Source organism: Dietzia sp. IBK-p2-15D (assembly GCF_057773105.1).
In genome coordinates this window covers 59,281-72,377 of record NZ_JBYMTK010000010.1, presented here as the reverse complement: position 1 = coordinate 72,377, position 13,097 = coordinate 59,281, and the positions used below count along the sequence as shown (strand labels likewise).

The 13,097-nt window shown below is 71.7% G+C and carries 15 protein-coding genes; 9 read left to right on the top strand and 6 right to left on the bottom strand.

Going from position 1 to position 13,097, the window contains the following annotated elements:
- The first annotated feature begins 55 nt into the window (after positions 1–55).
- From AC3DEV_RS13445 to tpx, 3 genes are all read left to right on the top strand, one after another.
- The gene (locus tag AC3DEV_RS13445) at positions 56–724 is read left to right on the top strand and encodes a DNA-3-methyladenine glycosylase family protein (RefSeq protein WP_488372434.1); all 669 of its coding nucleotides are present in this window, start codon (positions 56–58) and stop codon (positions 722–724) included.
- A gap of 11 nt (positions 725–735) precedes the next feature.
- Complete coding sequence (locus AC3DEV_RS13440) at positions 736–1,539, top strand: adenylate/guanylate cyclase domain-containing protein (RefSeq protein ID WP_185951521.1); 804 nt, start codon at positions 736–738, stop codon at positions 1,537–1,539.
- A gap of 100 nt (positions 1,540–1,639) precedes the next feature.
- On the top strand, positions 1,640–2,137 hold the full coding sequence (tpx, locus tag AC3DEV_RS13435; RefSeq protein WP_488372433.1) for a thiol peroxidase: 498 nt from the start codon (positions 1,640–1,642) through the stop codon (positions 2,135–2,137).
- A 117-nt stretch (positions 2,138–2,254) separates the two neighbouring features.
- Here the strand turns inward: tpx and AC3DEV_RS13430 are convergent, their stop codons facing one another.
- On the bottom strand, positions 2,255–2,818 hold the full coding sequence (locus tag AC3DEV_RS13430) for an NADPH-dependent FMN reductase (protein ID WP_067718956.1): 564 nt from the start codon (positions 2,816–2,818) through the stop codon (positions 2,255–2,257).
- Positions 2,819–2,884: 66 nt separating this feature from the next.
- Positions 2,885–3,697 (bottom strand): PaaI family thioesterase, encoded by an 813-nt coding sequence (locus AC3DEV_RS13425; RefSeq protein ID WP_488372432.1) that lies wholly within the window; start codon positions 3,695–3,697, stop codon positions 2,885–2,887.
- A gap of 74 nt (positions 3,698–3,771) precedes the next feature.
- On the opposite strand from AC3DEV_RS13425, the gene AC3DEV_RS13420 reads away from it, so the two are divergent.
- Entirely contained in the window at positions 3,772–5,265 is a 1,494-nt protein-coding gene (locus AC3DEV_RS13420; RefSeq protein WP_488372431.1) for a sensor histidine kinase, read from the top strand.
- Between the two features lie 104 nt (positions 5,266–5,369).
- Here AC3DEV_RS13420 and AC3DEV_RS13415 read toward each other — a convergent pair whose 3' ends face one another.
- Both AC3DEV_RS13415 and AC3DEV_RS13410 read right to left on the bottom strand, forming a co-directional pair.
- On the bottom strand, positions 5,370–6,056 hold the full coding sequence (locus AC3DEV_RS13415) for a response regulator transcription factor (RefSeq protein WP_096906600.1): 687 nt from the start codon (positions 6,054–6,056) through the stop codon (positions 5,370–5,372).
- Between the two features lie 12 nt (positions 6,057–6,068).
- On the bottom strand, positions 6,069–6,908 hold the full coding sequence (locus AC3DEV_RS13410) for a serine acetyltransferase domain-containing protein (RefSeq protein WP_082924056.1): 840 nt from the start codon (positions 6,906–6,908) through the stop codon (positions 6,069–6,071).
- Between the two features lie 84 nt (positions 6,909–6,992).
- Between AC3DEV_RS13410 and AC3DEV_RS13405 the strand changes: the two genes are divergently transcribed.
- Positions 6,993–7,316 carry a putative quinol monooxygenase gene (locus tag AC3DEV_RS13405; protein ID WP_366222119.1) on the top strand — a complete coding sequence of 108 codons (324 nt, stop codon included), beginning with the start codon at positions 6,993–6,995 and terminating at the stop codon, positions 7,314–7,316.
- Between the two features lie 24 nt (positions 7,317–7,340).
- On the opposite strand, the gene AC3DEV_RS13400 is transcribed toward AC3DEV_RS13405, so the two are convergent.
- On the bottom strand, positions 7,341–8,159 hold the full coding sequence (locus tag AC3DEV_RS13400) for a DUF1906 domain-containing protein (RefSeq protein ID WP_067718943.1): 819 nt from the start codon (positions 8,157–8,159) through the stop codon (positions 7,341–7,343).
- 162 nt (positions 8,160–8,321) lie between these two features.
- Here AC3DEV_RS13400 and AC3DEV_RS13395 point away from each other — a divergent pair, with 162 nt between their 5' ends.
- The gene (locus AC3DEV_RS13395) at positions 8,322–9,236 is read left to right on the top strand and encodes an SDR family NAD(P)-dependent oxidoreductase (RefSeq protein WP_488372430.1); all 915 of its coding nucleotides are present in this window, start codon (positions 8,322–8,324) and stop codon (positions 9,234–9,236) included.
- Positions 9,237–9,307: 71 nt separating this feature from the next.
- Here AC3DEV_RS13395 and dapA read toward each other — a convergent pair whose 3' ends face one another.
- A complete protein-coding gene (gene dapA / locus AC3DEV_RS13390) occupies positions 9,308–10,195 on the bottom strand; it encodes a 4-hydroxy-tetrahydrodipicolinate synthase (protein WP_069389590.1) in 888 nt (295 codons plus the stop codon).
- A 126-nt stretch (positions 10,196–10,321) separates the two neighbouring features.
- Between dapA and AC3DEV_RS13385 the strand changes: the two genes are divergently transcribed.
- The 3 genes from AC3DEV_RS13385 to AC3DEV_RS13375 are packed head-to-tail and all read left to right on the top strand — an operon-like array spanning position 10,322 to position 13,090.
- Positions 10,322–10,666: a hypothetical protein gene (locus tag AC3DEV_RS13385; protein ID WP_317471092.1), complete on the top strand. Its 345-nt coding sequence runs from the start codon at positions 10,322–10,324 to the stop codon at positions 10,664–10,666.
- An 11-nt stretch (positions 10,667–10,677) separates the two neighbouring features.
- A complete protein-coding gene (locus AC3DEV_RS13380) occupies positions 10,678–12,051 on the top strand; it encodes a hemolysin family protein (protein ID WP_488372429.1) in 1,374 nt (457 codons plus the stop codon).
- Entirely contained in the window at positions 12,044–13,090 is a 1,047-nt protein-coding gene (locus AC3DEV_RS13375; RefSeq protein WP_069388501.1) for a hemolysin family protein, read from the top strand. Before AC3DEV_RS13380 ends, AC3DEV_RS13375 begins: the two co-directional genes overlap by 8 nt.
- Positions 13,091–13,097: the final 7 nt, after the last annotated feature.

Sequence of the window (13,097 nt, the reverse complement as noted above, 5' to 3'; positions counted from 1 at the left end):
AGGTCGTTACCTGTGACACGGGGAGGTCACGATCGGCCCGCGTACCCTTCACCGCATGCCGGAAGGATACGACAGGGTCACGGCCGTGCGGTACCTCCACGAGGCCGACCCGCACCTGCGCGCGCACATCGACGCCGTCGGTCCGTGCACCCTCACCCCGACGCCGGACACGGGGCCGCACACCCTCTTCGACCGGTTGGCCTCGTCGATCCTGTCCCAGCAGCTCTCGGTCAAGGCCGCGGCGACGATCGCGGGCCGGCTGCGCGGGCGGGCGACGAGCGACGCCCAGCTCGACCCCGCGCTCGTGGCCGCGCTGTCCGACGAGGAACTGCGGGCGTGCGGGATCTCGCGGCCGAAGGTGGCCGCCCTGCGGGACCTCGCCGACGCGGTGCGTGGGGGCCGGATCCCCACCCTGGGGGAACTGAGGGACTACGACGACGACGAGGTCATCAGCTCCCTGACGACGGTCCGCGGGATCGGCCGATGGACCGTGGAGATGCTGCTGATCTTCCTGTTGGACAGACCCGACGTGTTCCCCGTGGCCGATGTCGGGGTGCGGCGGGGATTCGAACGGGTGCTGGGCCTGGACGACAAGGCCTCCCCCGCGATGATGCTGGAACACTCGGCTGGCTGGGCACCGTACCGGTCGGTGGCGTCCTGGTACCTGTGGCGGGCGGTGGACCAGACGGGCGAGGCGGCCCCGGCGCCCACCTCCTCGTCCTAGGCTTCACGACCATGGCGAACCTCTACTGGGAGCGGGTGCGGACGGCGACGGCCCGCGCCGCGGCGGGCGCACGAGACGTCAACCGTCATCCCACGTCGGTCGAACTGCTGCGGCGGGCCCGGCGGGCCCTGCCCGGGGACGCCGGTTTCGGCGACCCGCTCTCGGCCGCCGGCCGCGACAGCGCGGGGACGATCGCCCGGGTGGCCGGCCGACTGTTCGACGAGCAGCCCACCGCGTCCCGGGAGGTGACGCTCGGCGGGCTCCAGGTGTGGCACGCCGTGCTCGAGCGCACGGGGCGGGCCGGCGGCGGGAGCGAGGTGACCATCGTGTTCACCGACATCGTCGGGTTCTCCGACTGGGCGATGCGCGCCGGCGATGAAGAGTCGCTGCAGCTCCTCCGACGGGTCGCCGCGGCCACCGAACCCGAGGTGCTCGCCCACCGTGGCGCCGTCGTCAAACGTCTCGGCGACGGACTGATGGCCACGTTCCCGTCTCCCCAGCTGGCGCTGGACGCGGTGGCCGGTTGCCTGGACGGGGTCGCCGGCGTGGAGGTGGCCGGCTGGCGTCCGCGGTTGCGGGTCGGCGTCCACACCGGGCGCCCGCGCCGGATCGGGGACGACTATCTCGGCATGGACGTCAACGTCGCCGCGCGGCTCGCGGAGAAGGCCGGGGCGGGCGAGATCCTCGTCAGCGAGTCCACCCGCGCTGGGCTGGACCCCGACAGCGTGGCGACCCGCCCCAAGCGGACCTTCCGGTGGGGCGGGGTCAAGGGCGTCCCCGACGGGATCGCCGTCTACGTGGCGACCCCCCGATGAGGAGTTCGGCGGGACCGGGAGCGAGGAACCCGCCATTCGCCGCCCCACCCCGGAACCGGCCGGACCACCGCCGACCGCCGCCATCCGGTAGAACGGACGCATGGCAACCACCAATTTCAAGGGCAACCCCGTCAGCACGTCCGGCGAGCTCCCCGCCGTCGGCTCGAACGCTCCGGAGTTCGAACTCGTCGGCACCGACCTCGCTCCCGTGACCTCCGGGTCGCTGGCCGGCAAGAAGCTCATCCTCAACATCTTCCCCAGCGTCGACACGGGCGTGTGCGCCCAGTCGGTGCGCACCTTCCACGAGAAGGCCTCCGGCCTGGAGAACACCGAGGTCGTCAACATCTCGGCCGACCTGCCGTTCGCGCACAAGCGCTTCTGCGCCGCCGAGGACATCGAGAACGCCACCGCCGGCTCGACCTTCCGCAGTGACTTCGCCTCCGCCTACGGCGTCAAGATGATCGACGGCCCCATGGAGGGCCTGCTGGCCCGCTCGGTCGTCGTGGTCGACGCCGAGGGCAAGGTCGTCTACACGCAGCTCGTCGACGAGATCACCACCGAGCCGGACTACGACGCCGCGCTCGCCGCCGTGAACTGAGCGCACCGCAGCGAACGCACCGCAGCGAACGACGAGGCCCGCCCCCGAAGAAACGGGGGCGGGCCTCCTTGCTCAACTACTGCGTCCGGCTACTGCGCCTGTGTAGCGCGCCGCGACTCAGGCGCTCGCGTCCACCAGGGAGAAGCGGCGGGTGGCCTGCTCGAGCTGATCGAACAGCGTCGCCAGCTCCTCGGAGCGGCGCTCCGCGGGCTGCACGCCCTCGGGGCCGAACTCGGTGAACAAGCTCAGCGAGATCTGCTGACGCACGCCGTACATGTGGAAGTTGGCCACTATCTGCCGCCAGTGCTCCACGGCGCGCACACCACCCTCGGCTCCGTAGGAGACAAAGGCGACGGGCTTGTTCGCCCACTCGCTACCGAGCGAGTCGAAGGCGTTCTTCAGGCCGCCCGGGACACTGTGGTTGTACTCGGGGGTGACAAAGACGAAGGCGTCGTAGGAGTCGATGGTCGAACTCCAGCGCTGCACCCGCTCGTCGGAGTACTGCTTGTTCGCCGCGCCCGGCACCGTGGCCGAGGTGAGCAGCGGGACGTCGAACGACTTGAGGTCGACCAGCTCATAGGTGGCGTCCTGCCGCGCCTGCGATTCCTGCGCGACCCACTCGGCCACGGTCTGCCCGGAACGCTCCTCGCGGATGCTGCCCAGAATGATGCCGATCTTCACGTACGGTCCCCTCTCGTCGTGCGGGTTGCTGATGACGAGAACTCTACTTGATTGACGTGACACCTACTACCGGTGGCCGTAGACCGTGACCGTCGCCACGGCACAGACGCGCCCCCGCTCATCCCTCGTCGTCACCTGGGCGATGCCCCAACTCCGGCCGTCGTGCAGGACCTCGGCCCGGACCGTCACCGGCTGCACCAGCGGGATCTGTCGTACGTACCGCACGTCGAGCGAGGACGAGCTGACCTCGCGTTCGTGCGGGAACACCGCCGCCCCGGCGACCTCCGCGGCCGCCGCGAACACGCCGCCGTGCAGATTGCCCAGCGGGTTGGCCAACGTCGGCTCCGGCGCGATCACGCCCTCCACGACGCGGGTTCCGCCCGGGCCGTCGTCCCGCTCGTCCAGCGTCAGGCACAGGACCTCGGCCAGCGTTCCCGGCGCGAGCCTGGACGGCCACGGCGGCTCGTCGTCGTACCCGTCCGGGTCCACGGCTCCCGCGATCTCCATGGATTTGACCAGTCCCGAGGCGATCACCTCGCCGTCGTCGTCGACGACCTCGCCGCGCGTCGTGAGGCAGTGACCGTCGTCGCCCAGGTGGTCCGTGCGGATGCCCAGTCCCGCCGATCCCGCGCGCGGGCGCGCCAGCAGGTCCATCCGCAGCTCGGTGGTGACCGTCCACATCCCCTCGGGGCGGCGGCGGTGGTTCTCCGACCCCAGGCCCGAATCCACCAGGACCGCCAGACCGCCGGTGGCGAAACGCCCCGACGGGTCGATGAACTGGTCGCCGACCGGCTGGCGCCAGCTCACCGACCCGTCCGGGTTCGGGCTGAACGTCAACCCCAGGCGGGGCTCCGGGCCGTCGTGCTGCGATTCTCTCACCCGCCGACGCTAACACGTGTTCTCGTTCACTCCCCGCGACCGCGCGCGCCGGATCGCGTCCGCACAATGGAGACGTGCCACTGAACCGCGAGGCCCTCACGACCCCCCGCCGCTGGCCCATCCGCGTCGCCACGACCGTGATCGCCACCGGCATCGTCATCCTCGTGCTGGCGGCAGCGGCCGGCGGTGCGTGGCTGCTCCTGCGGTCGGCCGTGCACGGCGCGATCGACTCCGCCGACCGTGCCCGGGCGGTCGAAGTGGCGGGTGGGCTCGCGGCCCGGGGCCCGCAGGCGTCCCTCGAGCTGGTCTCCGAACCACTGTCCGGGGTGGACCTGGTGCGGGTCGTCGCGCCCGACGGCCGCGTCCTGTCCGGTCAGGTCACCCGCGGCCTCGAGAACGTCCCCGCGCTCCCCTCTCCCGCCCCCGGTCAGGTCATCCAGCGCGACCTCGACGCCCCGAACGGCGCCGACCTCCGCCTCACCTCCGTCGGCGTGGAGGTCCGCGGGGGAACGTTCGCCGTGGACGTGGCCACCGACACCGACCGCTACGACTCCCTCCTGGCCACCGGCGCGGTGCTGTTCCTGGCGTTCGTCCCCGTCGCCGGCCTGGCCACAGCCGTGTTCGTCCACTACGCCATGGGGCGGGTGCTGCGGCCGGTCGAGTCGATCCGCTCCCGCGTCGCCGAGATCTCCGCCTCCGGCCGTGGCGAGCGGGTCCCGGTCCCCGAGGCCGAGGACGAGATCTCCCGCCTGGCCCGGACGATGAACGCCATGCTCGCGCGCCTCGACGCCGCCCGCACCGCACAGGTCGCGTTCGTCGGTGACGCCTCGCACGAACTGCGCAGCCCGCTGTCCACGCTGTCGACGATGCTCGAGCTGTCCTCCACCTCCGGCACCCCGGTGGACGTGGAGACCGTCGACGAACTGCTCCTGCCGGAGGTGCAGCGGATGCGCACGATGGTCGAGGACCTGCTCCTGCTGGCCAAGAACGACGAGCGCGGCCGGCCGCTGCGCCGCGACGACGTGGACCTCGACGACATCGTGCTCTCCGAGGCCGCCCGGCTGAGGGGCCTCGTCGGCGGAGGCGACGGAGGCGACGGCGGCGACGGCAGCGGCGGCGACGGCGGCGGGCTCGAGGTGGCGGCCTCGGTGGAGCCCGCGCGCCTCGTGGGCGACGCCGATGCCCTGCAGCGCGTGGTGCGCAACCTCGTCGACAACGCCCGCCGCCACGCGCGCGACCGGATCGCGCTGCGGCTCACCGTCGACCGCACGACCCCCGGGGCGCCGCGCGCGGTAGTCTGTGTCGACGACGACGGCGAGGGCGTTCCCCCTGATCAACGGGATTCAGTGTTCGATCGCTTCGCCCGCCTGGACGCGGACCGCGCGCGGGGCAAGGGCGGATCGGGCCTGGGTCTGGCGATCGTCGCCGAGATCACCCGCTCCCACGGCGGCTCGGTCCGGGCGGAGGACGCCCCCGGCGGGGGCGCGAGGTTCGTGGTCGAGCTGCCGGTCGAGTCACTGGACGACGACGTCGACGACATCCCCACCGGCCCGGCCCGGCCCGCCTGAGCGGTCATCCCGCACAGGGTCCCGCCTCCTGCGCCGGCGGGCGGCTGTGGCAGGACGGATGGCCACGCGCAGACGCCGGCGAGGAGTGGGCGAAGTGGCCCGGCTCAGGGGCGCGCCGCGACGCTGTCGACGAGTCGGTAGCCCTGCCCGCGGACGGTTTCGATGGCGCGGGCCCCGAACGGGGCGTCGATCTTGCGTCGCAGGTAGCCGACGTAGACCTCGACGATGTTGTCGTCACCGTCGTACGCGGCGTCCCACACGGCCCGCATGATCTGGACTTTGGACACCACCTGGTTGCGATGGCGGATGAGGTACTCGAGCACCGCGTATTCACGCGCGGTCACGGTGATCCGCGTATCTCCGCGGCGGACCTCCCGCGCGGCCGGGTCCACCACGAGGTCGCCGGCCTCGAACGTCGCCGGGCGCTCCGGCGCCCCCCGCCTCACCAGAGCCCGGAGTCGGGCCTCGAGGACGACGAACGAGAACGGCTTGACCAGGTAGTCGTCGGCGCCCAGGTCGAAGGCGTCGGCCTCGTCGTATTCGCCGTCCTTGGCGGTGAGCATGAGCACCGGGGTCCAGACCTCGCGGCGTCTCATCTCGCGGACGACCTCGTACCCGCTGCGCCGCGGCATCATGATGTCCAGCACGACCACGTCGAAGTCGTCGGCGCAGGCCATCTCGAGGCCCTCCTCACCGTCGGCGGCGGTCTCCACGGCCCAGCCGCCCGTGACGAGTCCCCGGCGCACGCTCTCGCGCAGCGCCGGCTCATCGTCGACCACCAGGACCCGCATCGGCGTGTCGTCCTACCCCTCGGGGTCGATCTCCTGGTCCATCCGCTCTGCGGGGACCAGCGAGTCGGCGTGCCGCCGGACCACCTTCGCGGGGACCCCGGCCACGGTGGTGTGGGGCGGGACCTCGTGCAGGACCACCGATCCCGCGGCCACCCTGGAGCAGGCGCCCACCCGGACATTGCCCAGCACGATCGATCCCGCGGACAGCAGCACGCCGGAGCCGATCTTGGGATGACGGTCGCCGTCCTCGTTGCCGGTGCCGCCGAGGGTGACGCCCTGCAGGATGGACACGCCGTCGCCGATCACGCAGGTCTCGCCCACGACGATCCCGGTGGCGTGGTCGACGAGGATGCCCGAGCCGACACGGGCCGCGGGATGGATGTCCATCGCGAACACCTCGGAGATCCGGCTCTGCAGGAACGACGCCGCCATGACGCGCCCGGAGTTCCACATCTCGTGGGCCACGCGGTGCACCTGCAGGCCGAGGAAGCCCTTGGCGAAGAGGTAGGGCACCAGGTAGTTGGGGTACGCGGGGTTGCGCTCGAAGCTCACCACGAGGTCGGCCGCGACGGCCTCCAGAACGTGGGGATGCTCCACCAGCACCGCCCGGATCTCCTTCTCCAGCACGTGCCGACCGATCTCGGGGGTCGCGACCCGGGAGGCGGCGAGGCGCGCGAGGGATTCGCCGAGGTCATCACAGCCGTCGATGAGGTCCAGGACCAGTCCCGCGATCAGCGGTTCGTTCCTGCTCGAGGTCGCGTCCAGCGACAGGCGGTTCCAGACAGCGCGGACGGAGGAGTCGGCCTCTGCCCGCGGGACGCACGGGTTCTCGGTGCTCATCTCGATGGTCACCTGATACAGCGTATGCCTGCCCCGGCGGTCGGGGCGAGTCACACCTCCCTCGACGGCCCGCTCCCCGCGCGGCAGGATGGGGCCATGATCCTCATCAACGTGCGTTTCGACGTCAAGCCCGAGTTCGCCGAGTCCTGGCTCGAGTTCACCCGCGAGTTCACCGAGGCCACCCGCGCCGAGCCGGGCAACCTCTTCTTCGACTGGTACCGGTCGCCGGAGTCCCCGAACACCTTCCTGCTGTGCGAGGCCTTCCGGGAGGGCGACGCCCCCGCCCAGCACGTGAACTCCGACCACTTCGCCGAGTTCACCGGCTCGGCCGCCCGGCACCTCGAGCGGACCCCGCGGATCATCAACACCACCGCCGAGGGCGAGGAGTGGGGGACGATGGGCGAGATCACCGTCGGGTAGGCGACGACCCCGCCGGACGTCGCGTCAGATCGAGCTGCCGAGCGCCGACTGCGCGAGAGCGATCGGGTCGACCGGCCACCACTGGCCGTAGTCGAGCGCGTAGACACGGTTGAGGTCGGACACGACCCCGCCGACGGTGACCTGCTGGCGGACCGGCAGCTGGTGGATCGTCGCGCTCGGGTTGAGGCGCCCACCGGAGCCCCAGTCGTGCTGCCAGAAGTACCGCCCGAGGCCGGTCTGACGGCACCAGTCGATGGTGGGGGCGTTGGCGTACACGCCGAGCTCCATCCCCGCGCCGTGGAGCTGGGCGCGCCAGCGCTCGAGGTACGGGCGGATCTGGTTGTCGAACTGCCACCGGGTGGGGTTGTCGTCGATCGCGACGTACATCGGCACGCCGGACGGCCCGCCGGCCTCGCGGTGGATCCGGATCCCGATCGGGGCGTGGCGGTCGCCGCCCGCGGCGCCTTCCCTCCAGTCGGCGGTCTCGGCACGCCCGTACTGGTAGCAGGAGACCATGTTGAGGCCACTGCGGCGGAAGTCGTCGACCTCGCGGCGCAGCAGCGGCTTGCCCGTCATCCACTCGGCGCCGGGGCGACGGTTGGAGCAGTACCGCACGGCGCCCATGTGGCCGGCCGCGCGGATCGACGCCGCCGACGGCGGGCCGGAGGCGTAGTCGAGCAGGGTGCCGATCGGGACGCCGACACCCGCTCCCGGCAGCGCACCGAGCCCGGCGGGGATCGAGGACTGGGCACCCACCGCGGGGGTGATGCCCGCGGCGAGGGCGCCCGCCCCGGCGGCGCCGATGCCGGCGCGGCGGAGGAAGGTTCGGCGGTCGAACGTCATGGAGCTACTCCGGGATCTCGAGGAAGGGGCACGCGGGGGCACGTGTGACACGTGGGACTCGCACACCCGACGAGTGTGTCACAAGGACATCGCGAAGGATATCCCGGCGTTACCACACGGACGGACCACCACAGCGCAGGCACGGCTGGTTGACTGATGTTCATGACTCGAGCGCACAGATGGTCCGCCACCGACATCCCAGACCAGACGGGCCGGACCTTCGTGGTCACGGGCGCCAACGGCGGGATCGGGCTGGCCACCACCGCCGCACTCACCGCCCGGGGCGCCCGGGTCGTCATGGCCTGCAGGAACGAGGAGAAGGCGCAGGAGGCGCGCGCGACGCTCCCCGCCGGTGACCGGGAGCGCGCGCAGGTGCGCCTGCTCGACATGGCGGACCTGGACTCCGTCGACGCGTTCGTGGCGGCCACGGCGGCGGAGGGTGCGCCGGTCGACGTGCTGATCAACAACGCCGGCGTGATGAACATCCCTCACGCCCGCACCGCGCAGGGACACGAGATGCAGTTCGGGGTCAACGTGCTGGCACATCACGCGCTCACCCTGGGGCTGGAGCAGATGCTGACGGACCGGGTCGTGTGGCTGGGCTCGCTCGCCCACCTGCGCGGACGCCTCGACACCGACGATCTCGACATGGACGTGCGCGGCTACCGCCCCATGGCGGCGTACGCGGATTCCAAATTGGCGTGCATCATGCTGGGCTACGAATGGCAGCGCCATTTCGAGCGGTCCGGCAGCGGGCTGCGGTCGGTCGCCGCTCATCCCGGTTACACGGCGACCGACCTCATCCGCCAGAGCGGCAACCCACTGGAGGACCGCTTCTTCGAGTTGGGCAACTCCATCACGTGGGCGGGCCTGACACCGGAGATGGGTGCGCTGTCCGTGCTGTACGCGGCGACGGTGCCCGGCCTCGCCGGTGGCGAGTTCGTCGGCCCCGATCGCCTCGGGGGCCTGCGCGGGCATCCGAAGCCCGCCCGGTCGGGTCGCCGTTCGCACGACCGGACCACGGCCGCCGCACTGTGGCGGCGGTGCACGGAGATGGCCGCGTTCCAGCGGTCATGACGAGGGTCACGACGACGACGAGGTCATCCCCCGCAGAGTGGTGACCGTGGTCGGCCGGTGGCCGGGATGGGTCAGCCGAGCCCGGCCGCGGCCAGCCCGTCGCGCAACTTGGCCCGGTGCTCGGGCGGCCCCTGGAGGAGGGGCATGCGCAGGCGGTCCGAGCCGATGAGGCCGGCCTCCTTCAGGGCCGCCTTGACCTGGATGGCGCCCTGCGAGGTGTGCATGATCGCGTCCACGGCCGGGATGAGGCGGGTGTGGATCTCGCGGGCCCGCGGCAGGTCACCGGCGTCGACGGCGTCGATCATCGCCCGGTAGTCGTCGCCGGCGACGTGGCCGACGACCGAGACGATGCCGGTGGCACCGAGGGCCAGGAAGGCCAGGTTGAGCACGTCGTCGCCGGAGAACCAGAGCAGGTCCGTCTCCGCCATGAGTCGGCTGGCCTCGAACAGGTCGCCCTTGGCGTCCTTGACCGCCCGCACCCGGGGGATCTCCGCCATCCGCCGGATGGTGTCCGTGGCCAGGGCGGTGCCGGTGCGGCCGGGGATGTCGTAGGCCATGATCGGGCGGTCGGCCGCCTCGGCGATCATGCGGAAGTGCTCGACGATCCCGTGCTGGGTGGGCTTGTTGTAGTACGGCGTCACCACGAGCAGGGAGTCGGCGCCGCGGGCGATCATCTCGCGCGCCGCACGCATCGAGTGCTCGGTGTCGTTGGTGCCGCAACCGGCCATGACCTTCACCCGGTCGCCGACGGCCTCGACGACGGCGGCCACGCTGTCGTAGTCCTCGTCATCGGTGGTCGTCGCGGACTCGCCGGTCGTGCCGTTGACCAGCAGTCCGTCGTGGCCGTGATCGGCGAGATGGACCGCGAGCCGCTGCAGGCCGTCGAAATCGATCGAGCCGTCGTCATGCATGGGGGTCACCATCGCGGTGATGACCCGACCGAAGGGATTGTCCGACATGCGCACCAGACTAAGCCACGGTGACGCGGTCGGGAGATTCCGACGTGAGGGGTCCCCACGGGACTAGGGTCGTCAGCACCCCGGCGCCGGGGCCCGGCGTCCACCACCGAGACCGCGGAGGCGATTGTGACCGACCAGACCCGACCCGACGACCCCGCGCGCATCCCGGAGGAGCCCCCGGAGTCGTTCGGCAACACCATCGACGGATCGGGGGCCGGCGACGGCAGCACCTCCCGGGGCGGGGACGAGGCGGACACCGCCACCGAGTCCGCCGCCACCGAGTCCGCCACCGACCGGGCCGCCGGGGGCGCGACCCCGCACGACTCCGCGGGAGCGGCGAGCTCCGCTGCGACGTCCGGCGCGGGCGGGGACGGCGCCGCCGAGCGCGCCGAGCAGAAGAAGGTGTACCAGACCCCCGAGCAGCCGGATCACGCCGTGGGCGGCTCGGACGGTACGGCAGACGGCCAGTAGTCGGGCCTGACATGGCCATCGCCCTGACCCTCACGTTGGCGTTGGTACTGCTCATCAGTGCCAACGCCCTGTTCGTGGCCGTCGAGTTCGGGTTCCTCACCGTCAACCGGGACGACGTCCGCGCGGCCGGCTCGGAGGGCGATCGCATCGCCACGACCCTCGACGGGGCCCTGGCCAGGACCTCGACGAACCTGTCGGGGGCCCAGCTGGGCATCACGGTCAGCAGCCTCCTGGCGGGATACCTCACCGGTCCCTCCGTGGGGGAGCTGATCACCGGCGCCCTCGGCCTGTCGGGGATGTCCGAGCCGGCGGCCCGCGGCATCGCGATGACGGTGGCCTTCGTCGTCGTCACCTTCCTCCAGATGGTCTTCGGCGAACTGGTCCCCAAGAACTGGGCCATCGCCGCTCCGATGCGGGTCGCGCGGCTGGTCGTGATCCCCCAGAGGATCTTCATGGCGGTGTTCGGCTGGCTGGTCACGGGCCTCAACACCACCGCCAACGTCGTCCTGCGGTTGCTCGGGTTCACCCCGCAGGAGGAACCCGGCGAGGCACGGTCACCCGAGGAGCTGCGGGCGTCGGCCGCGCGGTCGGGCCGTCAGGGCGCGATGGACCCGCACACGGCCGAGCTGGTGACCCGCTCGATCTCGTTCGGGGAACACCGCGCGGCGGACGTGATGGTGCCCCGTCCGCTGGTGACGTTCCTGCGTGACCACACCGCGCAGGACCTGCTCGACACGGTGGCCGCGACGGGCCGGTCGCGGTTCCCCGTCCTCGGCGCGACCGTCGACGAGGTGGTGGGCGTCGTCCACTACCGGCAGGCGTTGGCCGTGCCTGTCGACGAGCGCGCCCGGACGCCGGTGCGGGAGATCGCCACCGAGGCGACCGTGGTGTCGGAGGTGATGACGCTCGACCCGCTCATGCGGCTGCTCCGTCAGACCGATCTGCAGATGGCCGTGGTGGTGGACGAGTTCGGCGGGACCGCGGGGATCGTCACCCTGGAGGACCTGGTGGAGGAGATCGTCGGCGAGATCGATGACGAGCAGGACCGAGCGTCGCGCACCCACGAGTGGGTCGACGACGACACCGTGCTCGTGGGCGGGATGATGCGGCCCGACGAACTGGGCGCCATCCTGCGACTGGAGATCCCGCCGGTGGAGACGGTGTCCACCCTGTCCGGGCTCCTGTCCGAGGCGGTGGACCGACTCCCCCGGGTCGGCGACGAGACCGAGTTGGACGCGCACGACCACATCAACCGCGACGACGACGACCTGCCGACGCGGGCGCGTGTGCGCCTGCGGGTGGAGTCGCTGCGCGCCCACCGGGCCGAGCGGGTGCGCGCCACCGTCCTGCGGGACGAGCCCGAGGCGGTGGATCCGGATGAGTGACGGTGTCGCGCTACTGGTCCTGGTGGCCCTCCTGCTGGGCAACGGGTTCTTCGTCGCCGCGGAGTTCGCGATGGTCTCCGCGCGGCGCGACAACCTGGAGCCGCACGCGGCCGAGGGCAGCACGCGCGCACTGTGGTCGCTGCGCGGCATGGAGAACGTGTCGCTCTCGCTGGCGGCCACGCAGCTCGGCATCACGGCCTGCTCGCTGCTCATCGGCGCGGTCGGCGAACCCGCCATCGCCCATCTCATCGAGCAGCCGCTGGGCTGGCTGGGCGTGTCCACCGGGTTCGCCCACCCGATCGCTCTGGTGATCTCCCTGCTCATCGTCACATTCCTGCACATGGTGCTCGGCGAGATGGTGCCCAAGAACATGGCGATCGCCCGGCCCGCGGCCGCGGCCCTCCTGCTCGGCCCGGTCCTGCGGGTCTTCGTGCTGGTGTTCCTGCCCGCGATCTGGCTGATGAACAAGTCCGCGGACGCGGTGGTGAGGTACGTACTGCGGGTGGAACCGCGTTCCGAGGTGGAGACCACTTTCACGGTGGACCAGATGCACGGGATGGTCGCCGCGGCCGAGGACTCCGGCCTCCTCGACGAGGACGAGACGCTGCTGCTCGAGGGCGCGCTCGAGTTCGATCACATCACCGCCGCCGACGTCCTCCGGCCGATCGCGGAGGTGGACTCGATCGAGGAGGACTGGTCCACCGGAGACGTGCAGCAACTGTGCGTGCGGACGGGGCACTCGAGGTTCCCCGTGCGCCGCGGCGGCGCGTACGTCGGCTACGTCCACGTCAAGGACACCCTCGGCGACGACCTGTCCCAGCCTCTGCGCCGGGATCGGATCCGCGAACTGGGGATCGTGCCCGCGGAGACCCCCCTCGACGACGTCCTGGAGGCGATGCAGCGGGCGCGGGCCCACCTCGCGGTCGTCGACGATCGCGAACCCGGCGAACCCGACCCGCGTGGGCTGCTGGTCCTGGAGGACGTCCTGGCAGAACTCGTCGGCGAGGTCAGGGATGCGACGCCCGGAGCCGATCAGTAGGGCGCCC